General features: G+C 55.4%; 28 protein-coding genes and 1 pseudogene. 11 read left to right on the forward strand and 18 right to left on the reverse strand.

What is annotated here, in order from left to right; translation table 11 throughout:
* Positions 1-31: 31 nt before the first annotated feature.
* The 13 genes from ACA058_RS23290 to ACA058_RS23350 form a co-directional block, all read right to left on the reverse strand.
* A complete protein-coding gene (locus ACA058_RS23290; protein ID WP_497636087.1) occupies positions 32-1,036 on the reverse strand; it encodes a substrate-binding domain-containing protein in 1,005 nt (334 codons plus the stop codon).
* A 99-nt stretch (positions 1,037-1,135) separates the two neighbouring features.
* Positions 1,136-1,954, reverse strand: coding sequence for an SDR family oxidoreductase (locus tag ACA058_RS23295; protein ID WP_497636088.1), 819 nt, complete (start codon positions 1,952-1,954; stop codon positions 1,136-1,138).
* A 273-nt stretch (positions 1,955-2,227) separates the two neighbouring features.
* Entirely contained in the window at positions 2,228-3,103 is an 876-nt protein-coding gene (locus ACA058_RS23300; RefSeq protein ID WP_497636089.1) for an SMP-30/gluconolactonase/LRE family protein, read from the reverse strand.
* 79 nt (positions 3,104-3,182) lie between these two features.
* On the reverse strand, positions 3,183-3,935 hold the full coding sequence (locus ACA058_RS23305; RefSeq protein WP_497636090.1) for a FadR/GntR family transcriptional regulator: 753 nt from the start codon (positions 3,933-3,935) through the stop codon (positions 3,183-3,185).
* 96 nt (positions 3,936-4,031) lie between these two features.
* Positions 4,032-4,592: a DUF1285 domain-containing protein gene (locus ACA058_RS23310; protein WP_497636091.1), complete on the reverse strand. Its 561-nt coding sequence runs from the start codon at positions 4,590-4,592 to the stop codon at positions 4,032-4,034.
* Between the two features lie 16 nt (positions 4,593-4,608).
* Positions 4,609-5,217: a DUF4823 domain-containing protein gene (locus ACA058_RS23315; protein WP_497636092.1), complete on the reverse strand. Its 609-nt coding sequence runs from the start codon at positions 5,215-5,217 to the stop codon at positions 4,609-4,611.
* Between the two features lie 168 nt (positions 5,218-5,385).
* On the reverse strand, positions 5,386-6,354 hold the full coding sequence (locus tag ACA058_RS23320) for a GTP 3',8-cyclase MoaA (protein ID WP_497636093.1): 969 nt from the start codon (positions 6,352-6,354) through the stop codon (positions 5,386-5,388).
* A gap of 137 nt (positions 6,355-6,491) precedes the next feature.
* Entirely contained in the window at positions 6,492-7,130 is a 639-nt protein-coding gene (locus ACA058_RS23325; protein WP_274072967.1) for a TetR/AcrR family transcriptional regulator, read from the reverse strand.
* A gap of 342 nt (positions 7,131-7,472) precedes the next feature.
* The gene (locus tag ACA058_RS23330; RefSeq protein ID WP_497636094.1) at positions 7,473-8,258 is read right to left on the reverse strand and encodes a TatD family hydrolase; all 786 of its coding nucleotides are present in this window, start codon (positions 8,256-8,258) and stop codon (positions 7,473-7,475) included.
* A gap of 71 nt (positions 8,259-8,329) precedes the next feature.
* Entirely contained in the window at positions 8,330-9,316 is a 987-nt protein-coding gene (locus ACA058_RS23335; protein WP_497636095.1) for a DNA polymerase III subunit delta', read from the reverse strand.
* Positions 9,309-9,908 (reverse strand): dTMP kinase, encoded by a 600-nt coding sequence (gene tmk / locus ACA058_RS23340; protein WP_497636096.1) that lies wholly within the window; start codon positions 9,906-9,908, stop codon positions 9,309-9,311. Before tmk ends, ACA058_RS23335 begins: the two co-directional genes overlap by 8 nt.
* A gap of 420 nt (positions 9,909-10,328) precedes the next feature.
* Positions 10,329-10,634, reverse strand: a complete 306-nt coding sequence (locus ACA058_RS23345) for a hypothetical protein (RefSeq protein ID WP_497636097.1) — start codon at positions 10,632-10,634, stop codon at positions 10,329-10,331.
* 652 nt (positions 10,635-11,286) lie between these two features.
* On the reverse strand, positions 11,287-11,727 hold the full coding sequence (locus tag ACA058_RS23350; RefSeq protein ID WP_497636098.1) for an antitoxin Xre/MbcA/ParS toxin-binding domain-containing protein: 441 nt from the start codon (positions 11,725-11,727) through the stop codon (positions 11,287-11,289).
* A 1,168-nt stretch (positions 11,728-12,895) separates the two neighbouring features.
* On the opposite strand from ACA058_RS23350, the gene ACA058_RS23355 reads away from it, so the two are divergent.
* The 4 genes from ACA058_RS23355 (at position 12,896) to ACA058_RS23370 (ending at position 15,876) form a co-directional block, all read left to right on the forward strand.
* A complete protein-coding gene (locus ACA058_RS23355) occupies positions 12,896-13,555 on the forward strand; it encodes a hypothetical protein (RefSeq protein WP_497636099.1) in 660 nt (219 codons plus the stop codon).
* Positions 13,556-13,646: 91 nt separating this feature from the next.
* A complete protein-coding gene (locus tag ACA058_RS23360) occupies positions 13,647-14,237 on the forward strand; it encodes a hypothetical protein (protein ID WP_497636100.1) in 591 nt (196 codons plus the stop codon).
* A 244-nt stretch (positions 14,238-14,481) separates the two neighbouring features.
* Complete coding sequence (locus ACA058_RS23365) at positions 14,482-15,168, forward strand: hypothetical protein (RefSeq protein WP_497636101.1); 687 nt, start codon at positions 14,482-14,484, stop codon at positions 15,166-15,168.
* Between the two features lie 297 nt (positions 15,169-15,465).
* On the forward strand, positions 15,466-15,876 hold the full coding sequence (locus ACA058_RS23370) for a hypothetical protein (protein WP_497636102.1): 411 nt from the start codon (positions 15,466-15,468) through the stop codon (positions 15,874-15,876).
* 74 nt (positions 15,877-15,950) lie between these two features.
* On the opposite strand, the gene ACA058_RS23375 is transcribed toward ACA058_RS23370, so the two are convergent.
* Together ACA058_RS23375 and istB are read right to left on the reverse strand one after the other, a co-directional pair.
* Positions 15,951-16,325, reverse strand: a complete 375-nt coding sequence (locus tag ACA058_RS23375) for an Xre family toxin-antitoxin system antitoxin (RefSeq protein WP_497636103.1) — start codon at positions 16,323-16,325, stop codon at positions 15,951-15,953.
* Between the two features lie 87 nt (positions 16,326-16,412).
* A pseudogene (istB, locus tag ACA058_RS23380) lies at positions 16,413-16,661 on the reverse strand (IS21-like element ISPre4 family helper ATPase IstB); the annotation flags it as partial.
* Positions 16,662-16,699: 38 nt separating this feature from the next.
* Between istB and ACA058_RS23385 the strand changes: the two are divergent.
* Together ACA058_RS23385 and ACA058_RS23390 are read left to right on the forward strand one after the other, a co-directional pair.
* Positions 16,700-16,858, forward strand: a complete 159-nt coding sequence (locus ACA058_RS23385; RefSeq protein ID WP_497636104.1) for a hypothetical protein — start codon at positions 16,700-16,702, stop codon at positions 16,856-16,858.
* 278 nt (positions 16,859-17,136) lie between these two features.
* Positions 17,137-17,589, forward strand: a complete 453-nt coding sequence (locus tag ACA058_RS23390) for a hypothetical protein (protein ID WP_497636105.1) — start codon at positions 17,137-17,139, stop codon at positions 17,587-17,589.
* A 514-nt stretch (positions 17,590-18,103) separates the two neighbouring features.
* Here the strand turns inward: ACA058_RS23390 and ACA058_RS23395 are convergent.
* On the reverse strand, positions 18,104-18,559 hold the full coding sequence (locus ACA058_RS23395; protein ID WP_497636106.1) for an antitoxin Xre-like helix-turn-helix domain-containing protein: 456 nt from the start codon (positions 18,557-18,559) through the stop codon (positions 18,104-18,106).
* Between the two features lie 134 nt (positions 18,560-18,693).
* Here ACA058_RS23395 and ACA058_RS23400 point away from each other — a divergent pair, with 134 nt between their 5' ends.
* Positions 18,694-18,936: a type II toxin-antitoxin system PrlF family antitoxin gene (locus ACA058_RS23400; RefSeq protein WP_497636107.1), complete on the forward strand. Its 243-nt coding sequence runs from the start codon at positions 18,694-18,696 to the stop codon at positions 18,934-18,936.
* A 29-nt stretch (positions 18,937-18,965) separates the two neighbouring features.
* Positions 18,966-19,850 (forward strand): Fic family protein, encoded by an 885-nt coding sequence (locus ACA058_RS23405; protein WP_497636108.1) that lies wholly within the window; start codon positions 18,966-18,968, stop codon positions 19,848-19,850.
* A gap of 207 nt (positions 19,851-20,057) precedes the next feature.
* Here the strand turns inward: ACA058_RS23405 and ACA058_RS23410 are convergent, their stop codons facing one another.
* The gene (locus tag ACA058_RS23410; RefSeq protein WP_497636109.1) at positions 20,058-22,523 is read right to left on the reverse strand and encodes a DEAD/DEAH box helicase; all 2,466 of its coding nucleotides are present in this window, start codon (positions 22,521-22,523) and stop codon (positions 20,058-20,060) included.
* Between the two features lies 1 nt (position 22,524).
* The gene (locus ACA058_RS23415) at positions 22,525-23,325 is read right to left on the reverse strand and encodes a Hachiman antiphage defense system protein HamA (protein ID WP_497636110.1); all 801 of its coding nucleotides are present in this window, start codon (positions 23,323-23,325) and stop codon (positions 22,525-22,527) included.
* A 665-nt stretch (positions 23,326-23,990) separates the two neighbouring features.
* Between ACA058_RS23415 and ACA058_RS23420 the strand changes: the two genes are divergently transcribed.
* From ACA058_RS23420 to ACA058_RS23430, 3 genes are all read left to right on the forward strand, one after another.
* Complete coding sequence (locus tag ACA058_RS23420; RefSeq protein WP_497636111.1) at positions 23,991-24,446, forward strand: VOC family protein; 456 nt, start codon at positions 23,991-23,993, stop codon at positions 24,444-24,446.
* Positions 24,447-24,512: 66 nt separating this feature from the next.
* Positions 24,513-25,481 (forward strand): endonuclease, encoded by a 969-nt coding sequence (locus ACA058_RS23425; RefSeq protein WP_497636112.1) that lies wholly within the window; start codon positions 24,513-24,515, stop codon positions 25,479-25,481.
* A 191-nt stretch (positions 25,482-25,672) separates the two neighbouring features.
* Positions 25,673-25,954, forward strand: coding sequence for a hypothetical protein (locus tag ACA058_RS23430; protein WP_497636113.1), 282 nt, complete (start codon positions 25,673-25,675; stop codon positions 25,952-25,954).
* The last annotated feature ends 134 nt before the right edge of the window (positions 25,955-26,088 follow it).

The following is a 26,088-nucleotide window of genomic DNA, read 5'->3' on the forward strand; positions in this document are numbered from 1 at the left end:
TGCCGGGGCCACCAATGAAATCAACCGGCCCTCAGTTCCACAGGCCGATCTTTTCCAGTTCCTGCTTGAAGTTGTCGCGCGTGATCAGTGTCACGTCGTCCATGGCGGTGTACTTCGCCGGTTCTTTGCCGCTGGTGACCCACTCGTACATCATGCTGGCGGTGTTGTAGCCCTCGATGTGCGGGCTTGGCAGCATCGAACCGTAGAAGCCGCTGTCGGGTTTCTTCAGCTCGTCAATGGCGTCGGTGCCGTTGATGCCGATGCCGATCACGTTCGCCGCGGCAAAACCGGCGGCTTCAGTGGCGCGCACGCCGCCGAGCACGGTGTTGTCGTTCATACCGCCGATGATCAGGTTCTTCGCCGCGCTCGGCAGCTTCACCAGCGCCGAGTTGGTGGCATCCATGCTGCCCGGCACGTCGAGGGTTTTCAGGGCCGAGAAGAGGATGTGGTCCTTGGGCATGCCGGCATCTTCCAAGGCCTTGACCGAGCCGTCGGTGCGTTTCTTGCCAGTGTCGAGTTCGTTGAAGGTGTTGATCACCGCATAGGTATCTTTCCATTCCCAGCCGCGTTTTTTAGCTTCGGTAGCCATGGCGCTGCCCTGCTTCTGGCCGACTTCGAACGCGGCCATGCCCAGGTAAGGCACGTCTTCCATGAACTTGCCGCTGGCATCGACGAAGCGGTCATCCACGGCGATCACTTTCAAACCGTTGAGCTTGGCTTTGGCCATGATTGCAGGGCCCAGGGACACGTCCGGCGGGCAGATCACGAAGCCCTTGGCGCCGTTGGCCGCCAGGCTGTCGATGGCGGACAGGGTTTTCTCGCCGTCAGGTATGGCGATCTTGATCAGGGTGAAGCCCTTCTCCTTGCCGGCCTTTTCAGCGAAGGCCCATTCGGTCTGGAACCAGGGCTCTTCCGCTTGCTTGACCAGAAAACCGATTTTCACTTCCTCGGCCGCCAGCAGCGTGCTGCTCAGGCTGACCGCGCTGACCGCCAAGGCGGCGCAGCACAGGGAACGGATGGCATGACGACGATTCATAAGCTGACTCCTTGTTGTTTTTGTTGAGCGTACTGTCAATAGTCATATCGTATGATGATTGGATTTCAGGCGCAGTTTGACCCCTTAAACCATGGGCTTCTAGTCGTGGTACATCACTGAGCGCCCGCCATCGATGGTGATGCACGAAGCGTTGATGAACGGCGCTTCATCACTGGCCAGGAACACCGCGGTCATGGCCACCTCGATCGGCTGGCCGATGCGGCGCGGCGGATGCAGGTCGAAAGCGCGCTGACGTTCGGCCTGCGGGTCGGCAAAGCCGTTCCAGTAGTCGACGTTCAATTGGGTTTCGATGTAACCCGGCGCGATGGCGTTGACGCGAATGCCCTTGGGCGCGTATTCGATACCCAGGGCGCGGGTCAGGCCGAGCAGGCCATGTTTGGCCACCGGATAGGGGAAGCAGCCTGGAATGATGTGGGTGGAATGGGTCGAGGCAATGTTGATGATGCTGCCGATGCCCTGCTCGATCATCTGCGGCAATACAGCCTTGCAGCCGTACCAGGCGCCATCGAGGTCGATGGCGAAGCAGCGACGCCAGTCTTCCTCAGTCATTTCCAGCGGATCACGGAACACGTTGACCCCAGCGCAGTTGACAAGCACGTCGATCCGCCCGTGACGCTCGACCGCCAGTTTGGCCATGGCGTGCAGGTCCTGCTGTTGCGAAACGTCGGCGTTGATCGCCACCACGTCAGCCCCTTGGCCCCGCCACTGCGCCGCGACACTCTCGACTTTTTCCGCCTGGATATCGCTGATGATCAGCTTGGCTTGCTGGGACGCGAAGGCCGCCACAATTGCCTCGCCGATGCCCTGGGCGGCGCCGGTCAATAGCACGACTTTGTTTTTCAGGCGCTCGCCCTTGGGTGGTTCGGGCACCGGTGGTAACGAAAGAGGTTCAGTCATGGATCAGGACTCCTGTTCGAAAGCACGACGAAAACCGGGCATCTGTAATGTCCGGTCGAAAGGCGTTGAGGAAGAAACAGGCAGGCGCGAAGACGTTTCAGCATCGAGGTGCTCTGAAACGCGGACTCCACAACGGAGTGCGGGGGAATATCGCTGCATCACTTCACCCTGTTTTGTTTTTTTAAGTGTGAGTGCGTGTAACTGATGGAGCCGACTATAAACCCGACCGGCGAAGAATCTCAATATATAATTTAACATCCCATATTTTGGGATTCATCCGGAAAATCGGCTACAGAGCTTTCCGGGCACATCGACGCGGATCGACAACACAGCCCCATCTAGCGGATGGCCAAGCGGACTCGCGGCGCTGGTGATGTACAGGGTTTTCAGGTCGGCATCGCCGAATACGCAACTGGTCGGACGGCTGAAGGGCAGTTCGATCACTCGATCGACTTTGCCTTCCGGGCTCAGCCTGAGCAGGCAACTGCCATCCCAGCGGGCATTCCAGATAAAACCCTCGGCGTCCATTGCCGAGCCGTCCGGGCCGCCGAGGGGGTGGGGGCCGAACCAGGCCTGTGCCGGTTCGAGATGGCCATCGGTACGAATGAAGTGCCTGTACAACGTGCCGTCGAGGCTGTCGCCGAAATAAACGGTGGTGGCGTCATCGCTCCATAGCAGCGTATTGGGAATGCCCAGGCCACGCAGCAGCGGCGTCACCCGCGCATCGCGATCGATGCGGAACAGACCACCGGTACGCCGCTCGATTGGCAGGTCTTCGCCCTGCTCGCCGATGTTGTTTTGCATGGTGCCGAGCCAGAGTCGACCCTGAGCATCGCAGCGGGCTTCGTTGGCGCGGTTGCCGGGTTGTGGATCGGCGACGCAGAACAAGTTCAGTCGCGGCTCCAATCCCGGAGAATCAAGGTCAAGCCGATACACGCCGCTGCTCAAGGTCACCAGCGCATCGCCGCTCGCACAGGGGATGAACGCCGACACGTGCTCCGGCATCTGCCAGATCTGCACGTTGGCGCCGATCAACCGCATGGCCTGTTTGCCGGCGATGTCCACCCAGTACAGCGCCTGGGTCGGCGCATCCCAGAACGGGCCTTCGCCGAGTTGCGCCCGGTGTTCGGTAACCGCAGTCAACGTCATGAAACCTCCTGCGTTATTCTTGTTATTATTGTCAGGAGCGATCTCGCTCCGGGCGGGCGTTCCGACGATGGAGTGTCAGCTATATGCATGTCGCCTGACACTCCATCGCGAGCATGCTCGCTCCTACCTTGTCGGCCATGACTTGCGGGTAGTAGCGCTTGATCGCCAGATCGGCGTTATCGATCAGGGTCATGCAGGCCCAGACGCCCCGCGCGGTATCCCGGGCGGCGATGGCGTCAGCCATGTCTTTATGAATGGGCAAGGTGCGGCGCAGTTCGTCGGGGTCGGCAGCGGATACTTCAAAACACACGGCCAACAGCGCTCCAAGAGCCGGGACCATTTGCTCGATGAATTGATTGTGGCTGGCAGCGAGAATGCACTCGTGGAAGAGCTGGTCGGCGCGGTTGTAATCGACACCGCTGTCCACCGCCCGCTGCAGGGCGTTATAGGCCAACACAATCGCATCCAACTGCGCGGCGGTCGCACGCTCGCAAGCCCAGCGCACCGCCATCGGTTCGATGGTGCGGCGCAAGTCGAGCAAGTCATCGACGAAGTTTTCCGGCAACCCGCTGCGTGACAGCCAGCCTACGACCTGTGGATCGAAGAGGTTCCAGCGCCGTACCGGCAATACCCGCGTGCCGACTTTCGGCCCGACTTCGAGCATGCCCTTGGCGACCAGGGTCTTGATGGCTTCGCGAATAACGGTGCGGCTGACACCCAGCTGTTCGCCGAGGTCGGCTTCGACCTTCAGCGCCTCACCCGGCTTGACCTGCCCGGCGGCGATCCAGCAGCCCAGCCAATCGACCGTCGACGCGTGAAAACTGCTGGACATGGACACCTCAAAGCCGTTCGCGATGGATGCCAACGCTAATCATCATATGATTGGGTGTCAAATTGATTTTCAGAGAAATGCAGAGAACCCGATGTGTCAGGGCTCGAGACCGATGGGGAAGAACTCTCCGCCACTCCACACACCCAACCAACGCTGCCCGTCGATCTCCCGCGTCACCGCCAGCTCTACCAGTTGATAGAACACGTTGCGATGGATCAGCGCTTCGAGGTTGGTGCGCACATGCACATAGGGCGCCGGTTCTTGTGTCTCGGGATCGATGACCACGCGAATCGGATGCTCGGTGCCGGCTTCAGCAGTCTCATCGACGTTGCTGGTAAAGCGCAGAACCTGCGCCTCGCCCTCGCCTTCCACGTCCACCGCAATCGCCACAAAAGGCGCGTCATCGACCTTGATACCGACCTTCTCCACCGGAGTGATGAGGAAGTAATCATCACCGTCGCGGCGAATGATGGTGGAGAACAGCTTGACCATCGGCTTGCGTCCGATCGGCGTGCCCAGGTAGTACCAGGTACCGTCGCGGGCGATGCGCATGTCGATGTCGCCGCAGAAATCGGGGTTCCACAAGTGGACCGGTGGCAAGCCTTGGGTCTTGGGGATTTGCCCCAGCAGGTCGTTGGCTTTTTGCGGGCCACTCATGGTGTTCTCCTTGAAATTACTGGTCGCTGAGCCCCAACAGGCTACGCGCGTACTGCTGCAGCGGCGGGCCCATCAGGTCTTCGGGTTTTTCGTCGTGGAATGTCAGCAGACCACCGCGACTCTTGATACGTGCAGTATCAATCAAATACTGGGTGCTGGTCTCGATCAACATGATCTGAATCACGCCGGTGTCGATACCGAGGCGATCCACGGCTTCCTGATCCAGCCATTCATCCGAGTTGCCGATGCGGTCATCGGACTTGGCGAAACGGGTATAGAGAAGGTAATGGGCACCGACCGCACGGGCTTCGCCGATGGCCTGGTCAAGGCCTTGCGGTGTGCGGGCGCGGCGGACCATCGGGAAGTATTCGACGAAACCATCGAAGGCGACTTCGGCGATCACATTGGGGCGTGGGTAGACGGCACTGCCCGGCGGCACAAAGGCGCCCTGGGCAATGTAGACGAAGGAGTCCGGCTGAATGCGCAGGTTATTCACCCGGCGGCTGTCGCTGTGGTCCAGCAGGCCGGCGTCGCTCATGTGGTAGCGAGTCCCTTCGGCCATGTCGCTGACATTCATGCAGCCACCGAGCGCCAAAATGGCCAGCAGCGAAACCAGGCTACGCATCCTATCCTCCAGAGGCCGGTGACGGAAAACCGGCGAATGGGCGTGGGATGCAGCTTTTGCGCCAGCCTTCTGTGGCGAGGGGATTTATCCCCGTTGGACTGCGCAGCAGTCCCATTTTTGGGGCCGCTTCGCAGCCCAGCGGGGATAAATCCCCTCGCCACAGTCCGACTAGCCGCCAATAATTTTCATGACGGTCGCACCACCAGAGAATGCGACTTCCTGCTTGTCCCCCAAGGCTTTGACCAACAGGCGCTGCAAGGCCGGCAACGCCTGATGACGCGGCTTATCCAGCAAATCGCCGACATAGTGACGATTGCTCGACGACAGGCAGCCATGCAGCCAGCCAGTGGACGACAGGCGCAACCGCGAGCAAGTGCGGCAGAACGGCACGCTTTCGTTGGCGATCACGCCAAAATAACCCAGCCCCGGAATTTCATAACGGACAGCGGTCGCATCGACAGGCGCATCGGCCTGGAGATACTCATAGCGCTCGCCGATCACGCTCAGCAACTGTTGCAGGCTGACAAACTGCTGCAGGAAGGCATTGGAGTCGCTGGCCAGGTGGCCCATGCGCATCAACTCGATGAAGCGCAGCTCAAAGCCGCGCTCCAGGCAGTAATCGAGCAGTGGCATCACCTGATCGAGGTTCTGGCCGCGCAGCGGCACCATGTTGACCTTGACCTTCATGCCTGCCGCACGGACCTGGTCCATGCCGCCAAGCACTGTCGCCAAATCGCCGCCACGGGCAATGCTACGAAACGCAGAGGCGTCCAGGGTATCGAGGGAAACGTTGATGCGCCGTATGCCGGCATCCACCAGGATCGGCAGCTTCTTCGCCAACAGCTGGCCATTGGTGGTCAGGCTGATGTCCTGCAGCCCCATCTGGCCGACGGCGGCCATGAAGGCTTCGAGTTTCGGGCTGACCAGCGGTTCGCCACCGGTGATGCGCAAGCGCTCGATACCCGCCGCTTCGATCAGGTAGGCGACCCCACGCGCCATGGCTTCGGCCGACAATTCATCCTGCGCAGCCACCAGCCGCTTGCCATTGGGCACGCAGTAGGTACAAGCGTAATTGCAGGCTGAGGTCAGGCTGACTCGCAAATTGCGAAAACGCCTGCCTTGTCGGTCAACGATCATGATCACTCCGGCGCAAGAATATTCGGGCCGGTAAAACTTGACTCACAAATCAAGTTTTAGCAAGCCCTCTGCCTGAGTATATTCCTGCGGTACTGCGCCATGTAGCGAAATCACGGGCAATAAGGCGGCTGAATGGCTCAGCTGCTCGGGGTGTCGTTGTCGCGCTTGCGCTTGTTGCCCATGCGCACACCGATGTCCATCAGGAACTGGAAGAAGCCTTCCTGATCTTCCAGCACATTGCTCCAGAACGGCGAGTGATACAGCGCCACGGCACCGTGCACCAGCGCCCAGGACGCGCAGTAATGGAAGTAAGGTGGCACGTCTTCGAGCTTGCCTTCGCTGATCCGGCCCTTGATGAGCAAGGTCAGGCGTTCGAAGTTCGACGCACGTATCTTGTGCAGCTCCTCGACCATCTCCGGCACCTGGTTGCCCTTGACGACCTTTTCTTCCAGGCGGTCAAACAACCGGTACCGCTGTGGGTCGCGCATGCGGAATTCGAAATAGGCGCGGGACAGGGCTTCCTTGTCCTTGTCGACATCGGCCGAATGCAACAGCTCGTTCAAATCGCGCTCATAGTCGAGCATCAGGCGCAGATAGATCTCGGCCTTGGACTTGAAGTGCTTGTAGATCGTGCCTTTGCCGATACCGACAGCATCAGCAATCATCTCGACGGTGACACTGTCTTCACCCTGGTCGAGGAACAGCTTGAGCGCGGTATCGAGAATTTCTTGCTCGCGGCGACGAAACTCACGGACCTTACGAGGTTCTTTATGCATAAGAAAAGGTCTGTAGGGGTCAAAATTCGAAGCCGCGTATTATGCCTAACCTGCGCCAAAATGCACGGATCATCCGACCATATCTGTGTTTCTTGATGATTTCTCGCAACATCGTCCGTTGATGAGAACTCTTCTGAAGCGCCCGTATTCCAAATTTGTTTAAAAACCGCGGCCTACAAACTGGACGGTGCGAAATACTGATCAATACTTGAACTGTCGGCGGGGCATCTCCCCCAAGTGTCACGCCGATATTGGTACCAACGGACCGCGTGCCATTGTTTTACTCCTAATGGTCTTAACCCGGATTCACCCCCCAGAACCCGGGTTTTTTTTGCCTGCGATTTAACCTTTCACATGCGCCAGCGGAAACAACCGCTTGAAATTCGCCGTGGTCTGCTCGGCAAATCGCTCGTAAGGTTCACCCCGCAACATTGCCAGAAATTCCGCTACTTCGCGTACGTACTGCGGCAGGTTCGGCTTGCCACGATGCGGGATCGGCGCCAGGTATGGTGAGTCGGTTTCTACCAGCAAACGGTCGGCCGGCACCTTGCTCGCCACGTCGCGCAACGCGTCGGCATTGCGGAATGTGACAATGCCGGACAGGGAAATGTAGTAACCCATGTCCAGCGCGACTTTCGCCATGTCCCAGTCCTCGGTGAAGCAGTGCAGCACGCCCGCCTGGGGCAGCGCCGCCTCACGCAGCAGGTTCAAGGTATCGGCGCGCGCGCCTCGGGTGTGGATGATCACCGGCTTGCCGGTCTGCTGGGCCGCTTGCAGGTGCAATCGGAAAGATTGCTGCTGCAACTCTGCCGCTTCCGGTTCGTAATGATAATCCAGACCGGTTTCACCGATCGCCACCACGCGCGGATGATTGAGTTCGTGCAACAGCCAGTCCAGCGCAGGCGCCGCACCCGGCTGCACATCCAGCGGATGCACGCCGACAGAACAATCGACATCGTCGTAGCGCTCGGCCAGGGCTTTGACATCGGCCGCGTTGTCAGCGCTGACACCGATACACAAAAAGTGCCCTACTCCACGCTGGCGGGCCGCATCGAGGGCGGCATCCAGCGAGCCGTCATGGGCGGCGAGGTCGAGGCGATCGAGGTGACAATGGGAATCTACGAGCATAAAAGGGCTGCAACTTACATCGTATGGATGGGAGGTCGGATTGTCTGATAATGAAGTCTAGGCGCAGACGGTTACCTCTGGGTAGGCAAAGTCGCCCATTGCACCAGCAGCGCCTCCAGCAACAACACCCGGTTAAGGTTGGCTTTGCTCAACACTTTCTGGCGTTGGGCGAGAATCCAGTCCTGGATATTCAGGACTTTGTCCTGCGCGGTTTTTTGCGCCAGGTACTGAATCACCTTGCGCATGTCCATCAGCCCCAGCCCTTGTTCATCCTGGGTCAGCTGATAGCGCAGGATCAGGCTCGACCAATCACAGAACCAGTCGAACAGCAGCAGCAACGGAATCGCATTCCAGCCCTCGGCCAGTTGTGTCGGCGATTGTTGCTGCTTGAGCAACTTCTTCACCCCATCGACCACTTGCGCGCGCTGCTCGCGCACGCCCTGGGCGTTCAGGTTGACGGCGGCCAGCGGCGAACCGGCTGCCAGGGTCAGCAACTCGATACGTTCTTCCTGCGAACAATCCGGCAAGGCCTTGGCCAGCCAGTCCAGGCTCATGGCCTCGCCCGGCAGTGGACAGGCTTGCTGCACACAGCGGCTCTTGATGGTCGGCAACAGGCGACTTGGCTGGTGGCTGACCAATAGCAATACGGTGTCGCCGGACGGCTCTTCAAGGCTTTTGAGCAAGGCGTTGGCAGCGTTGATGTTCATCGACTCGACCGGCTCGATCAGCACCACTTTGCGTCCACCCAGTTGCGCGGTCTGCACCACAAAACTGACCAGGTCGCGCACCTGGTCGACCTTGATCGCCTTGTCGGCTTCTTCCGGCTCCAGGATGTAGTTATCGGGATGACTGCCGGCCTTGAGCAACAGGCACGATTTGCATTCGCCACAAGCGCCCTGCGCGGTCGGACGCTGGCACAGCAGGCTGGCCATCAAGCGCTCGGCCAGGGCCCGCTTGCCGATCCCGGCCGGGCCATGCAGCAAATAGGCATGGGCGTGTTGCGCACGACCGGCCAGATGCTGCCAGAGACTGTCCTGCCACGGATAGGCTTCAGCCACGGCTCAACTCCAACAGGCGTGGCAGCAAGGTATCCAGGGATTGCTGAACCTGCGCTAACGGCTGCGCGGCGTCGATCAGCACGTAACGCGCAGGCTGCGCTGCCGCGCGCTTGAGGAACGCGCTGCGCACGGCATCGAAAAAGGTCCTGCCCTCCAGCTCAAAGCGATCCAGGCGTCCACGGGCACTGGCGCGCGCCAGCCCCACTTCCACCGGCAGGTCGAAAATCAGCGTCAGGTCGGGCCGCAGATCGCCCTGGACAAAGGTTTCCAGCGTCGCAATACGCTCTAGAGACAAGCCGCGGCCTCCGCCCTGGTAGGCGTAGGTCGAATCGGTGAAGCGATCACACAACACCACGGCACCACGGGCCAGCGCCGGGCGAATGACTTCGGCCAGGTGCTGGGCTCGCGCCGCGAACACCAGCAACAACTCGGTGTCCGGGTTCATGACTTCATCGACCGGCGCCAACAGCACTTCGCGGATGCGTTCGGCCAACGGGGTGCCACCCGGTTCGCGGGTCAGCACCACCTCGATACCGGCAGCACGCAGGCGCTCGGCCAGGTATTCGCGATTGGTGCTCTTGCCGGTACCCAATATTTTCCTTAGGAGAGATGTAAACCGGACGTCAACCCCCAGAAAAATCACCAAAAACTTCACTGAGCCGATAATTTTCAATGACTTAAATAACCCTGATAACAGTGAAATGAGACCCGAAACGGCACCTGCGTCAACCAACCCATGAAAGGATCGCTTCGCCGCATCAAATGTAAACCAAGCTGTCTTTTGGGGCGCATGGGCCACCTATCCGAGATGCCCTTCAACCCCAAAAATGTAAACCAAACGAGCTAGGGTCATGATTGTATAGGGTCTTTTCCACACTGTCTGGATCAGATGGACAGCAGCCGCCGGACAGGTAGCTCACCCCCCATCCCGACCATCCAAAACGACGAACGGGTCAAGGCCCGACGCAAGGGCGAGCAAACTTCGTAGCCCCAACAGACGATCCACACAACCTCAACTGGATTTAACTGCCCGCTGACGCTGGCGGAAGCGTTTGAAAAAGCCCGCACCGACGAGCTCGTCGACATCCAGATCCAAGGCGCAGCTAACCAGCGATGTCAGCGCAGCATCTGAGATAGTGAAAATATCCGGAATGTAGCCATACGAACTAACGGTGGTCTCTTCGATCCGGACAAGCATGGCTTTCACGTAATCGGACAGACCGGGCTTTCGACTCTCCGTGACAGCGGCGGTTGCCAAATCGTTGGCAACAACCTCTGCATTCTCAACATCCAGGCCGATCGCTTCACGCTGAGCCATATTTCGTGAGCCACGCTGTACTCAATCTCCTTTCGAACAATGGATTCACAGCTTAGAACTGCTTCAGCAGAAACGTTCGGCACTTGTACCTACGTGGTATAGAAAGGGTGGGCGCAGACTACCGAGTCTTTGCTGGCCGGTCGTTACCTGTAATCAAATATTTTGAATAGCAATAGGTACCCGACCGATTAGGTAGCACCAGACGACTACCAAATGACCATCCAGGCTCAACTGGCCACAAACCAGGAGGTGTTCGAAGTAATTCCTCGAAACGAGTCCTTGATCAATCAGGGGCAGGATGTCGTACTGGAGCCGCATAGCATCTGCTCGGGTGGATACGACTACAACGATTCCTGACCACTTCTACTGGGTCAGCTCTAATCCAGCTACCGCATTCCCGTCTAAGCCTTAAGCCTCGATTTTGGCAATCGTGCGGCGAATTTCCGGTGTAGTGAACGCTTGAGATCGTGGATAAGTTCCAGAGCTTCGACCGACCTAAAATCAAGTCCATTCTCACCAGTTTCTGCAAAAATCTCACATCTATCCGGCAAGCAGACGTGGACAGTGCGAGTCGCTACCAGGAAGTTGGCCAGATGCTCGGAGAATTCAAGCACGGAATGCGCTCGAAGCGGCAACAGCCTGCTTTGTGACCTTAAACCAGAGCTCCCTCCTCTAGTTGACCGATAAAATCCAATACAGCTTGCGTTTCTACCCTCGTCCCCAGCATGTCGATTGGACGCTTCGATCCTAGCCCTCGCACCGGTGAATTCATCCATTCGGTTGCTGCCGCGACATCGCATTCGAGCAAGCAAATGGCGCCCTCAAAGACAGCTATCAATGCTACTAAGCGATCACTTTCTTTGGTGCTCAAGCGACCAGCTTTCGACCTTCTCGACACTGTCGTGGGCAACATGCGAATAGCCTTGCCAATTACCTCTCGCTTAACCTGCAGAAGGTTTGCTACCCGATCAAGGTACTCGAAAGACAGTCCAAGGTAGATGAGGTCAAACAGTCTGGCGCCGCGTGAAGGCAACCCTAGCTCTGTCCAGATGCTTCCTGGAGTCGGCTCCGCAGGTTGATAGTCTTTGATCAACGACTGCTCTATCACCGGTTACCCCTTCGCCTCTGCAGCCATCAGCCGCCACATTTCTCGCCCGTGCTTAGTAATGACGAAACTGTGGCCTTGTGCGACCAGCGCAAACAGGCGGCGGATTCGCCGGCGAGCTTGGGTACAGCTGAATGTGGTAATCATGGCTGATGTACCTCGTTGGTGTGCTTTAGTGCGTGGCCTCATATAGCCTACGACATGACGTCTGAAATGCCCAAGGCTAAGCCGGGCCAGCGGGCCCGAACCAGCGACACCTCCAATCGCCCGTCGCGTAGCCCAATCAGACCCGAGAAGTCGAGATATCGAAGGTAGCAAACTCATCTAGATCATTGCCTAGTAGTTCACAAAGGGCAGACATACATCAGGAAGCTGCGGTCGTCCTCGGGTATAGCGAAGAAGTAGATAAGAAATAGTCCGACGAATGATCCGTGATTCTGGGAGGACGATCGAGGATGAATCCATCCCCAGCTAACGCGGGGAAGAAATAGCAACCACCCGAGGGGAGCTCGACCAGAATAGTGCCGAGTCCGATTAAACTGAGCAAGATATCTTTATGCGGTGATTGATATTTTTACAACTGTATGATTCTAGATGTTAAGTCTATCTGTCGATGACCTCTCATTTCGGTATGGTAGGTACCGCCGCACATTTCTCGATGCGTCAGATCGTGTCTCTTCTAACTATTAGAGTGCCGGCTACACCCCCTACAAATAAACAGCAACAAGCGACCTCAACACAACTATCAATCAAGAATAAAACAAACACTAGCGACAAACTAACAACTCCAAATTATTTGGCCAAATTAACAAATCAACTATATTGTCACAAACATATGACTTCAATTAAATACCATGTATTGACACCCGACAAACGGCTCTACAACATCCTTGACACAACCAAAGAACTGATCTTTAGTAATCAATATTAGCGCACGATTGAATATTCGAGGCCGCAGCAGCCCAGCTTATACGACAAGAAAATCTTGCGGAAAACTTCACTTTCAAAGCTAAATTTCACCCTAAATTACCAGAGGGGTAATCATATGTAATACTCTCGCTTCCTGTACATGGAATATGAGTCCTCATCTATTGATTGCGACGACCGTTGTTCAAAAGTCGACGTTGATCTACGTACATCCAAGAGGGAAGCCGCAATGACCTTTTCAGACATTTTTTACTCTGAATGCGATCCTGTTGAGCCTCGCGACGCCCCCAATCATGTTGTGTTCAGTTGCTTGCAATGGAAAGCCCCAAGTCTGGAGGTGATGCCACAGGCAGCCAAGCAATGCTTTGCAGTCATGTACGGCGATCATTTGAATCCTTACCTTACCGCAGCCCTAGAGCGCGCCTATATTTTGGGAGCGATGTCGCCTGTGAAGCTTATCGCCGTACACGAAGACTCTCTCTACCTTTTTCTGGACAGTGGCGTATCAAGCGCCACCTTCCAGGAAGTCGAGTCACTGTGGGAACAGGTCATATGTTTGAGCCACATTCGGCTAACGGTAGATTTTGCGAACGTTAACGAGGTCTACTCTGGGCACTCCGACTACGTCTTTTGGCAGGATGCGAAAGAAATTCTGGAATCTTATAGCTTGGGAATTGAGCCATACGATCTGAAGGCTCTCGATGACTTCTCGGATATAGAGCTAATCGATGAAGATCTGTGGTTTCGCCAATCACAAGAGGATGGTCAGCCTGAAACTATTCAGCACTGCCCGGTTGAAACACCAAATTTCGCAGACATTATGGGTCATACCAAAAGTCTGATGTCGGCGTATTACATCTATCCGAATAATCGGAAGCCTGACGCTTAATACGGTGGCTCGAAGGGTCACGCCTCATTAAAGGCACTGGCCTACTCCACATCAGCTGTCATTACCGTAGTTTTGTCAAAGGGTGCGTATCGTGATCTATTCCCGCCTGCTTTATACAGAACACGAACATCCCGCGAATGAAGATAATGAGGGTGGGTACACAGTGTTCAGCACACAGCAATCACTGGACGTTAACTATATGCCCCTTGATGTTGTATGCATGCAGAAATTTGCTGTTCTTTGGGAGGGCAAACCTGACACTCGAGTCATCGACTTGATAGAGCAGGCAATCGTCATGGGGCAGCTTTCCCCAGTGAAGGTGCTGCATGCTTCAAAGGGAACGCTTTTCATCGCATACGACGCTCAATTGAACGGAGAGAAATTTGAGGGTTTTGAAGAGGCTTGGGAGGATATTGCTTCTTGTGTGATGTATGACTCTTGGACAACAGTATTTATTAAGGATAGAAATGTTGGCCAGGGATTTGATGGCGGCAGGTTGTTTAGGGCATATGTTCCTGAAATTTTAGCAACCAATGAATTAGGCATTACGGGTTTTACGGCTGATATGTTTTTGTTTTGGGATGAATGGAAACCTGAAAATATTGATTACGGGTCAGAGCCTAGGGAAAGGGGGCTATTACCAGATGATCCAGATAGTTTTGATGATGACATTAAGTTCTGAGGCCCGTGAACGACTATGATTTTTTGCGTGCCCCTTGTAGGGGACGGCTGTCGTGAACCGAGCCTTCGGCGCAAGCACCTGCGTCTCGGCCCTATGGGCATCCATCCTCACGCCTGCGCGCTCCGCTTGCCCCGATGACGAAGCCAATAACTGAACGAATCCAGAAAGCGATCACCCTATTTGTGTTTATCCGAAACAGAATGGGCGCCAATGAGACACCAAACAGTGCAAAGGAAGTCTAATCGTGAACAACACCTACGTCGTCCAAGCCAAAGGCCTTTTGTCTGCTATTGGCGTCCATCAGCTTTCGGAAGGTGTATGGGCATTCACGGATGTTCACATTGCCAGCCAAGCCTACATCCACCATTCACTACAACCAGTCGCCCTTGCTGCCTACGCGGCAGTTAACCCTACGTTCGCTGCTGGCCGTTTTCCAGGATGGGCGTTGGTTGATATGGTTGATAAAGTGCCTTGCATGGACGGTGGTGAACTTACGGCGCTGGCGATGGTTTGCGGAGCCATCCATACATTCCCCTGTGCATCAGAGCGCGGACATATTTTTGGAGAAGCGGTGTGGGGCATCGTTGAGGCTTACTCGCTTGAGGGTTGTTTTGAGCACGTCGAACGCGCCTACGGTAGTGAAGGCAGCCATTACAACTTGCGGCCTCGCGGCTTCGATTGGGCTGGCGGAGAAGAGCCCGTCCCCGAATCCTTGAAAGCAATGCGCAAAAGCTATCGCGCAATGTCGCCGCTGCAACAGATCATGGTTTTAACGATCATGCACTTGTACTGCCCGGGGAAAGACAAGACATATCTGACTGGTGGCTGTCCGACCAAAATCCCTGCCGCCGAGGCAATGAACATCCTTCGCAGCAATGGGCCGGCACTCTCGGCCTGGGGCCGCATAGTTTCTCATTATGCGGGCTGGTAAATACACAACTACCGACTTTGCTATCGACGAGTGCCTAACACCTAAGGAAATGAACACTGACAGTATGATGTGGTAGCAAATGCCCGCAAGCCGGGCCCAAGGGCCCGAAATCACGACGTCTTTAGATAGATCCAGACCTCCCAGCCTGTAGGCCGCCTCATGAGTCCACGCAGCGCGATGGGGCTGATCCCATCGACCTATACTGTACTTCGGAGGCATGATCAGCTCGAACAGTTGCACGCTAATCGTGGATCGAATAAACGAGCTCACTGAGGCCTGGAATAGTGGAAAATAGTGATGATTGACGCGACTTGTCTCTGGCAACGCGAACGCAAACGTCGCTACGCTTTGTGGGATTTAGAAAAGCTGCAGCCTGGATCTGATCTCGCGATTCAGTACCTTGCGATTCTTGATGAAATTGAGCGACAAGATCGAGATGACCCCATTGGCGATGCAATCGCCATGTCGGTTAATGAGCTGAGAGAATGTGTCCCAGACACCGCGATCGTGGGAGTCAGCGGATCCCACTTTGTAGTCGTGCTTGACGAGCACATACCAGAGCCTTGGAAGACGCGTTTCGAAGAAGCGAGCACCGGATCTACTCGCCTGCGGCAAGGCTGTTATGCGAGAGATTGGCGCCGTTTTTTACAACTATGGTCAGCCGAGATGCAGCACCTCGCAGCGCACAGAGATGCGTTAAGAACCTGATGGTGGTGTTCGTGAGTCTCGATTGTCAGAGTGTGCTTAGGTGACAGCCTATCAATTAGTCCGCCTGACGGATCTCACACTAGAACACCCCTTTCCAGCTGGCCGATAAGATAGAGGACAGCCCTCGTTTCCACCCCCGCCCTCATCATATCCAGAGGACGCTTCGAACCAAGCCCACGAACCGGCACACTCATCCATTCCGTTGCAGCGGCCACATCGTTTTCGAACAGGCAGAGTGCGCCCTCAAAGACAGCTACCAATGCAACGAGGTGGTCGCTTTCTACGGAATTGAACCGCCCTGCTTTCGCTCTACGCGCTAACGTCGATGGTGCTATGCAAATAGCCTTGGATATAACGTCTCTCTGCGCCTGCAAAAGGCTCGCTATCCGTTCAAGGTATTCGAATGGCAGTCCTTCATGAACCAGGTCATGATGCGGATTCCACGCCATCCGGCCACCCAGCCCACCAACATCCGGCCACCTGTTCCACGATCATCCGGCCGGGCAGTCGGAGCGCAGCGACGCAGGTTTGCATTGTTAGTCTGAAGTCTCTGTCGCCGTCAATTTCGTTGCGCGTCTGCGCATCGATTCGCCTTTCAGTTCGATCCGATAAGCGTTGTGCACCAGCCGGTCGAGGATCGCATCGCCCAAGGTCGGATCGCCGATCAGCGCGTGCCATTTGTCCACTGGCATCTGGCTGGTCACTAGCGTCGAGCGGTTACCGTAGCGGTCGTCCAGCAGTTCAAGCATGTCGCGCCGTTGCGCAGCGGTAAACGGCGCCAGGCCTCTGCCCAGAACAAACGCTTGCTACGGAGTTGCTGCCGGTGGCTGTACAGATAGCGGCCCAGAGCGACAGCCTGTTGCCGAACCTTATGCAGGTCGCGCTGCTCGCTGGCGACCGACACTTGGTTTTCCCGCAACATGTCGCCCTGAATGAGCAAGTCTGGCGTTTCGATACCCGCCATATTGGCATCCGCCAGTAGTTGCAAGGCCCAAGCCGTGCTGACTTCACCGACGAGCCCCACATGCAGTGGGAGACTGCCAGTCACGGCATGTCCCGTCGCCCTCTGGAATTGATTACACGGAATGGGCAAAGCTCGGCTCGACCCTCGATAAACCTCTGCTCTTCATGATTGTAGGAGAACACACGAAAATTTTTGCGGCCTATCACGCTAATCAGAAAGCTGTGCCGCTGGCTGGTGGCGAATGAACGTCCGGCTGACTTTCATCGGTTTTAACTTACCTAGACATGGAGAAAGGCATGGGTGCGCAGCACACGCAAAAAAAAGCCGAAGATACTAAAATCGTCCAACCTGCTACGCCAAGTACGGGTGGCAAGATCCTCTTCCATACTATCTTTGACCGGGCAACCTACTCTGGCTTATTCAAAGCAAGTACGGTGTGCCTCGCTATCTGGCTGATCGGTGCGTCGCAAACCGCAGTGACGCTGTACGACAAAGAAATTGATGCTTACGCCGACAAATACAAGTTTGAGGCAATGACTCACCGCTTCCTGGATCAGACAGACTGCAGGCTGCTATCGAGCTACGAGGCTGATTGCTTTTTGGCTCAACACAAATTAGAGGCCTCTCAGAGTGCTTTGGAGGCGCTTAAGGCAGTGACTGATGCCGCATTGGTCGGTGGTATCTTTTTCTTCATTGCTTCGGCTCTCGTTTTCTTGTGTACCCCGTTTGCGCGTAACGCATACTCTTAAGGAGTTATTCAACGACTTTGACACCTTGAGCTACTGCGAGTGCTACAGGTCGCTTGATGCCAGACTCGGGATACCCGAGCTCTGGCAGCGTGACGGGGTTGATCCTGTCGACTTATGAGGATTGGGAGAGTTTGGAGTCTGAAGTGGATCTCATCTCGAATCCCATGGCCGACGGGGCCTTCGGTGACCCTCGACTATTGTGATCGGCACACGGCAGTTCATGCCAATTTACTTTGGTGGCTCATCCGGAACACCACTGTTCCTGCTGACCAGTAAACTAGATCGTGTCACACGCGCTTATCTCACGTTGCCTGTGATAAAGCGGTCGCATGAGCCAATGCTGCTGACCAGGGTGAGTAGGATCGCTGATACCCGCATTTGTGCTCTCAGCATGGCGGATCAACCTCACGAATTTCATTACGGGCGCTCGGTTTGATGCGCGGGAGTTTCCTCATCTGTCCTCGGTGCTCAAAGTAGCTATAGCTCTCCAGCTCAACGGATCGTCTATCGAATCTCACACAAGAACCCCCTGCTCCAATCGGCCAATAAGATCAAAGATGGCCTTCGTTTCCACCCCCGTCCTCATCATATCCAGAGGACGCTTCGAACCAAGCCCACGAACCGGCATACTCATCCATTCCGTTGCAGCGGCCACATCGTTTTCGAACAGGTAAACGGCTTTCTCAAAGACAGCTACCAATGCGACGAGGCGGTCGCTTTCTAAGGTGTTGAACCGCCCTGCTTTCGCCCTACGTGCCAACGTTGTAGGCGCGACGCAAATAGCCTTGGAGATTACCCCTCTCTGCGCCTGCAAAAGGCTCGCTATCCGTTCAAAGTATTCGAATGGCAGTCCTTCATGAACCAGGTCATGAAGCATGGTGCCGCGTGATGGGAGCCCTAGGGTCATCCAAATGCTCTGTGGGATCTCGGGCCCTGGTTGGTATTCCTTGATCGATGACAGCACTTTCATCTCCCTCTGACAGACCTCAGGCTAGCCGGGCCAAGGGCCCGAATCAGCGACATACCCTCTCAGCGGCAGCACCACTTTACGACTTCCGAAAGCAGCGCATGACAAGCACTTCACCCAGGGATATTGTCAGTGCCATGAACGATTCAAATCCTACTCCACCTATTTCCAGGATCCACTCTGTCAATGAGCCAGAGCGCTCGTACACCTCAAATAACGACCAGGGGCTCTACGAGTTTCTGACGCTACTGGAAGACGACATCCGGCGTCACCCTGAGAAACTGATCGCCCTTGATTCAACCCTCCTGGCTCGCCTCGACTCTTTGATCGGCGGTATCGAGGTTGACATCAACTCTCCGCTTCCTGCGGAAGATGATTGAAGCAATGCCCTTCTACAGATACCACGCTGATGACTGATTACTGGCTACAGCCCACCCTTCCCGGTTCGATTCCTACATCGACTCTGGCTCGAGCAGATGAGCTTATAAGGAAGACCGCATTCCTCGCTGGCCTAGTCGCGCCAGAGACTGCTGCATGCTTGAGTGACCTGCTAAAAGCCACCAACGCTCATTACTCGAGCAAGATTGATGGAGGGTCTTCTGAGCCAGAGGTCTTTAATCGGGCGGTCATACTTGAGCATCATCAGAGCGTCTTCGGTGAAATCCCGGAGCTTCGTCGACGCATCGTCGCGGCCGTGTGTCAGCACTACCAGCTTCTCCATAGCCGAACACCCCGTCATGGCATCGGGGCTTTTGCGCGGGCGCTTACATTCGAGCACTTCGCACTGCTTGGACTACAGCCACATCTGTGGTCTCTTTCGCGGGGCCTGGGCCGAAGGCTCGACGAGTATCAGTCTGCTACAGGTATGAATGATTCCATGCAGACATATGGGCTTGAGGGTGCTCAACCACTCAAAGGCAAGGAGCTGATCGCCTTCATCGACTTCATGCTTGATGTTTCTCATCAGGAGGTGGACTACATGACTACCGCTCTGAGTCGTCACCAGCTTCGTGAGTCCGTTACCCTTGCGTATAGAACAAACTCGCGATTGACGGGAGCGGGCGTCAGCCCAGAAACGATGCCGGCGCTCCTAGCGCTGTTAGTCCAAGGCTCATTGCCTCGCACTGAATTCGTAACTTTTACCGGTCTTCCACCAGAAGCAGCGAGCGACCAGCTCAACCGGCTGCTCAACCTTGGCATCGTGGTGAGCACGCCATCCAACTTCCAAAGGCTGGAGGCAGGCTTACCACCCTGGTTTGCCCAGAATTTCCTCCCTGATTTCCATTTAGCATGAACTTGACGTACAGCCGGGCTCGAGCCCGAGTGACACCCGACGAAGGCATATCCATTGAATCCTTGGAAATCTGAGGCCGCGTGATCGCAAACCGTCGTGCGCTAAGGCACCTCGTGCGACTGCCCCGTAACCGCGAGTAGCAACCGGCGATGAACCGCTTGGTAGGCTTTGCTGAGCAACCTACCAGCCGTTGGCTAGAAGTTTCGGTCAAGCTGGTTTTAGATTCATTTTGGCCTCAAATATCAGCAGATCGCTCTCCCCATTCACGACCATCATGTTGACGAGACGAGGGCTCACTTCGACCTCACCGCCGAGTGTTGTCCTTACAGTTTCGGGGTATCTCTCAAGCATCAGGTCTGCAAGGCCATGACTGTAACCATCTCGGATCAGCTTGATCTTGGTGTCATCAGCTGTACCGTATTTGATGAGCTTGTAGAACCCCGGATCCAGGGCGCCTAGGCCGTTCAAGACCTCAACGAATTTGAAGATCTTGTTGTCGAAGAAATCGTCCTCGTCTTTGAGGCGGACAATCGCAAGGTTGATCCGCTCGGTGACGTCCTTTTTGGATATCCTTACCCAATTCTCGAACTTGCTGTCGCCATAGGTCGTGTCTCCCCACTTGCCCACAAACACGTGGTCACTACGGTTTTCCTCGACCAGCTTCTTCCAGTAATCGAGCGTAAACCGGATGGTCTGCTTCACGCTGTATTTCTTCAGCTTCCAGTCCAGGATCATGGCGTAGAAATTCCGCGCTGGCTCCTGCTTGAGACGCAGCAGATCGCTGTACTCTCGGCTTTCGTCAAAGTACTCGACGAAAGACTTCCAGATGGCAACCATCAGCCTGTCGACGGTATTGATGACACCGTTCGCCTCAACGCTCCGCCTGATAATGCTGTCGATGGCCTCTTCCTGCTCGAATACATCGATTTCACTGACGCTATTCGCGATGAGGAGCTTGCCTACCTCAGTGGTGACGTACTTACACTCGCGATCTCGAACCACACCAGGGTGCAGGTTTTCCAGGCGCTCAACGGCGTCCTCGTACCGATCCGATACCTTACCGTCGACGATCTTGGTCGCCTCCAGCAGTACATTGCTGACGGTATCCTTGTCGACCTTCGAGACGTTCACGGCCTTCTTGTAGAAGTTTTCCAGATCCGCCCGCTTGCTTGTATAACCATCCACGCCTAGCAGGTAGATGCTGGATTCCAGCTTCTTCAGCGCAGCTTCCGCACCCGGTGCAAAGACTTCACTGAATCGGTTCACGCGCCCCACTAGGTTCTTGAACTGGGATGAGGTCAGGTAGCTTCTGCCCTTGGTGAAGTCATAGACAAACAGCCTCTCGATTGGCAGATTCACCCCCTCAAGCAGGGTCGAGTTGCAGACCAGGAATTTCATCTTTTTGGAACTGCTGAACAGGCTCTCCAGGTACAAGCGAATGGTGTCAGGAATCGAACCATGGTGGTACATGACCCCCTTTCGCAAGCAGCTGATCAGCTTGTAGCGCCGGTCAAAAAGTTCTTCCAGCTCGTCGCAAGCGGTCTGAATCAAGGGGCAATCCATAGGCGGCAGCACTGCCGCCAGCTCGACAGCGAAAGATTCAATGCCCTTCTTCTTGTTGCCGTAAACGATATTTTTGGACAGCGCTTCGCCCTTGATGAACTCGAAGCAGTTAGCATACTTCCTGTCGAATTCCATCGAGTCATTCAGGAAATGGTCGTAAAGCTTGAGCTTCGTCTCGCCCTTCCCTGCCCTAAAATCTCTGATGTAGAAACGCTCTGACTTGATGTACTCGTCGATCTTGAACCCGCTCGGGATCATGTCCAGGAAGCGCACACGGACATTGAGCTCATCGCACAGGAAGGGAGTAAGGAACTTGAACGACGTCTCTGCGTTACGAGCCCCTAGGATGCACAGCATGGCGGCGAGTAACTCACTTCTGCGGTCGCTCTGCAGCAGGTTGTGGGCTTCGTCAACGAAGACCATATCGAAGGTCAGCCCAGCGTTCTCGTTCAGGAGCCTGTTGAGCCGCTCCTGAGTCAGAACAAAGGCCCTGTTATTCCGCTCCACCGAATACATCTCGGGGTGGGTCACCACCTTGCCTAGCCCCTCGATGTCCGCGTAGATCAAGCGCTTCTTCGTCTGGGCCAGCAGGGCCTTCGAGGGCACGAGGATCAGCACCCGCTGCTCCGGATTTTCCTTCACCGATTGGATGATGAGCTCAGATTTGCCGTAGCTGGTCGGAGCAACCACGACTGAGGATTTACGGTACTCCGACTGAACGAATGTCCGCAGGGCGTCCTGTTGCTCAGTCAGCACAATGCCTTGATCGCGGAAGGTATCAACGTAGCTGCCCACAATGTTCCGGATGAATGACTCGCTGCGGTGGTCGTCCTCGGAAAAGTAGCTGCTGATCACTGCTGAGACAGGGTGCAGGCCGCTGTTGACAGCCACATCGTACAGCGCCTGGTACTGACCAGATGCATTCCCGTAAAAGAGGATGATGCGATAACCAAGGCGCCGAATTGCAGGAGTCGTGTGATTTAGGAGGAGCACTGCGATAGCCAGAAGCTTCACGGTCTCCGTTTTACCCAGTTCGTCTCCCTTTAGGAGTTGGAAATACAGATCCTTGAACTTAGTGTTGCCCAGCTTCCTGATAGTCAGCTCTTCCATGCTACAGCTCCGCCTCCGACATCAAGAACTCTTCCAGCTTTTTCATGGTGCCCTTGTGAAGGGATAACACCCACACCGTCTTGAAAACTGCATCAGCGACAAGCTTGGTGGTGAATTTCGACAAGGTTTCCTCGGCGATGGCCTGGGTGACATCGCTAAACAATGCGGAGATCAGAAAGACATTGTTGTCCGAAGCGGTCGCCCCGTCTGCACCGGCTAATTCACCTTCCAACTCCAGAATCTCAATAACCGAATCTCGGTAACTGGTCTTGTTTTGGATAGCATTCTTTGCGGCATTGACCGCGTTATACCAGTGGTTAAGCTCCGGCTCAGCCAAGCGTTTCTTCAGATCGTCCCGAGCGTGGCGCAACAGCGCGCTGGTGGCCGAGCAAGAGGTCTTGTCCGCCCCTCTACCGCCCGACTTGACCTCGGTGATCCAGACATTGTTGGTTGAGGACTCATACAGGAGGAGATCAAACCCCTTCCGGATGCTCTTTTCTTCCATGTTGAAGAACGGCGAGACGACGTCAAAGTCGGGGAAGAGCTTTAGAATGATAACGTGGGACAGAAGCTCGCCCAGCATGCCGATCCGGGTTTCCCAGGGTTTCTTGATGTAGCGCTCGTTCCAGAAATGCTTGATCGTCGCAGGGTATTTGTAGATCGTCCTGTCCTTGCTGGCCTGATCAGCACCATGGCAGATCCGTGTGAGGTTCTCCCTCAGCGCGAGCTTGAGCTCATCAGAAAAGTTCTCGACACGACACAGGGCATACTGATCGACCTGCTTGAAGTTCACGCCGTCCATAACACTTCCTACAAGAGCCAAACCGCAGAATCCTCATGCGGTTACTACGCAAGATCGATGATCCCGCCCTGAGTCAGGGTAGGTACCAGTTGGGCAGAGACAGGCGTATGCCAAGGTGTATCAAGAGATGCACGATAGCGGCACCGTGCCAGCTTGGCCGCAAATTAGCGTGATCGAGGGGCCAGGTAAACAAATATTAGAGGCGAATTTCGGGGGTAACACGTCGGAAACGGTCAGTAAGTGTAGAGCGCGCACCTGAAAGTGTGCCTTAAGTGTTGAAAGCATCTGGTCTTAATTACTTTGCTCGCTGGCTAGCACTGCATGGGCTTAGGCCGTCCATACGCCTATCCCATAATCTGTTTTCACCTACGGCTATGACCCAATAAACCACGCTGTCGGAGCCGTCACGTGAGCCTGCTGAGAAGCTATTTGTTGATTGCCTACGTGGTTGCCGGGCAGAAAAAACGAAGCCCCGGAGGTTCGCGGCTCCAGGGCTTCTATTTTCGTCTCCATCCCTTAATGGTTTGACGAACGTGGCCAGAACATTACCAGCGCCGTTTTGATATTTCACTACGACTTTGGATAAACGTGTTCGATCAGCGAAGCATCGAGGAAAATGCCATGTCGTGTTTACCATGGACGCCGTTTCAACAGGAGGACTGCAAATGGATCTGAAATTCAGTCACGTAGATGTACTGGTCACGAATCTCGACGAAGCCTGTGCTTACTACGCGCAGATACTTAACACCAGGATCTCCAAAACACTTGTCTGGGAACGAGGTGGTCTGCATGTGCGCTACGCGATTGCGCTGATGGGCCAAGAGCGTTTCATGTTGGTACAGCCGTTGGCGGGGAACCTGAAAGAGCTATTGGATACGTCGGGTGAAGGGATGATTTACCGCCACTGCTACTCGACGCCGGACATCGAGAAAGCCTATGACGAATTGATGGCCACAGGTGTTCAGCCAGAAGACGAAAATGGAAAGCCATTGGCTCGTGCGAACCTGCAATCCCCGTCTGGGGCACGCATCATTTGGTTGCCCAAACGCTTCGGGCACTTCTCTATTGAGATACTGGAAGACAAGGCGCTGGAGGCATTTATCGAGGCTGCGTTTCCCTAAGAAATTCTGCAGCGGGCGTGGGCGTCATGCGTACAATGCGCGCCCTTAATTGGCTAATGCTTTCCAATGAAAAAACTGCTTTCCGTAGTAGCGCTGCTGACCTTCTCAGTAATCCCCCCCGCCTTCTCAAGCCCTCCATCGACCTTTTCCGAAGCCAAGGTCATCGCCAAGCAAAAGATCTACCTCGACCAGGCGAACAGTGCCATGGGCGAGCTGTATTGCGGCTGCAAATGGACATGGGTAGGTAAGTCGGGGGGCCGGATTGATGCTGAGTCTTGCGGCTATCAAACCAGGAAACAACAGAGCCGCGCGGAACGGACTGAATGGGAACACATCGTTCCTGCCTGGACATTCGGTAACCAACGCCAATGCTGGCAGAACGGTGGTCGAGAACATTGCGTGGATGATGATCCCGTATTCCGAGCGATGGAAGCTGATCTGTTCAACCTCTACCCATCTGTTGGCGAGGTGAACGGCGACCGTAGCAATTTCAACTATGGTATGGCCTCCGGAGTAGCGCCGCAGTATGGGCAGTGCAAGACTCGGGTTGATTTCGATCAACGGGCTGCGGAGCCGCGTGACGAGGTCAAAGGGTTGGTCGCGAGGACAACCTTTTACATGTTCGACAGATACAAACTGAACATGTCTCGTCAGCAGCAACAGCTACTGATGGCTTGGGACAAGCAGTACCCGGTTTCGTCTTGGGAGAAAGAGCGAGATCGACGCATCGCAGCAATCATGGGGCACTCCAATCCATTCGTAACTGGCGAGCGTCAATGGTCGCAAGGATACAAGGCGGTTGGTGATGGGGTTGTTAGCGCCGTTCCAGTCAATCCTCCGCGAGTAGCAGCCCAGCCAACCCTCGCGAGCGCGACTGGGATAGGTGTGATCATCGGTAACCGGAAGAGCCAGGTGTATCACCTCTCAGTGGGGTGCCCTGGTTATGGTCAGGTGTCCGAGAAAAATCAGATCTCCTTCACGTCAGAATCTGAGGCTCAGGCGGCGGGATATCGAAAGGCGGGGAACTGCAAATAGTTGTTTCTCGTTGAAACCCGGCCTTGCGAAACCGAGGCCGGCACCCAACATCAGACTGAGACATGCGCCTTTTTTTGCTATTTTCATACTTGATAAAGTCATTCACCGCAGACGGTTGCAGCTAAGGCTCGGACGGCCCGTCTTTTCCCATCCAATAAGCCAATCGCTGGCTGCCAATTAGGAGTAAAAAATTGCTTACCCGTCCCGATAAAGACGCCCTCCGTGCGATGCTGGAAACGCAAGTCCAAGAAAAGCTGCAGCACGACCCAGACGCGTTAACGACTTATGCAGCCAAGCCTGAGCCAGAGCGCAAACCGTACACCAGCAAACCCACGGTTCAAGACAAGGCATTTCATAAAGAGCTCGAACAGATGCGTGCTGATGCTGAAGCTGGAGTGACACATACGCCTAAGCGCGAGCCGGAGGACGGGGCTGCTACTAGCCTAAGGCTTGATGATTATCCGGATCTGTAAATGTGCCACTGAGAATGTACAGTCAGGAGCGACTACGTCCGCGACGCGGGTGAGATATTCGAGCGCCTACAATGGTTCGCGACTCAGCCCCACCAGGGCTCAGCCACTACATAATCGTCGATGCACTCGATTGA

It is taken from the genome of Pseudomonas sp. LBUM1649, from assembly GCF_059716155.1.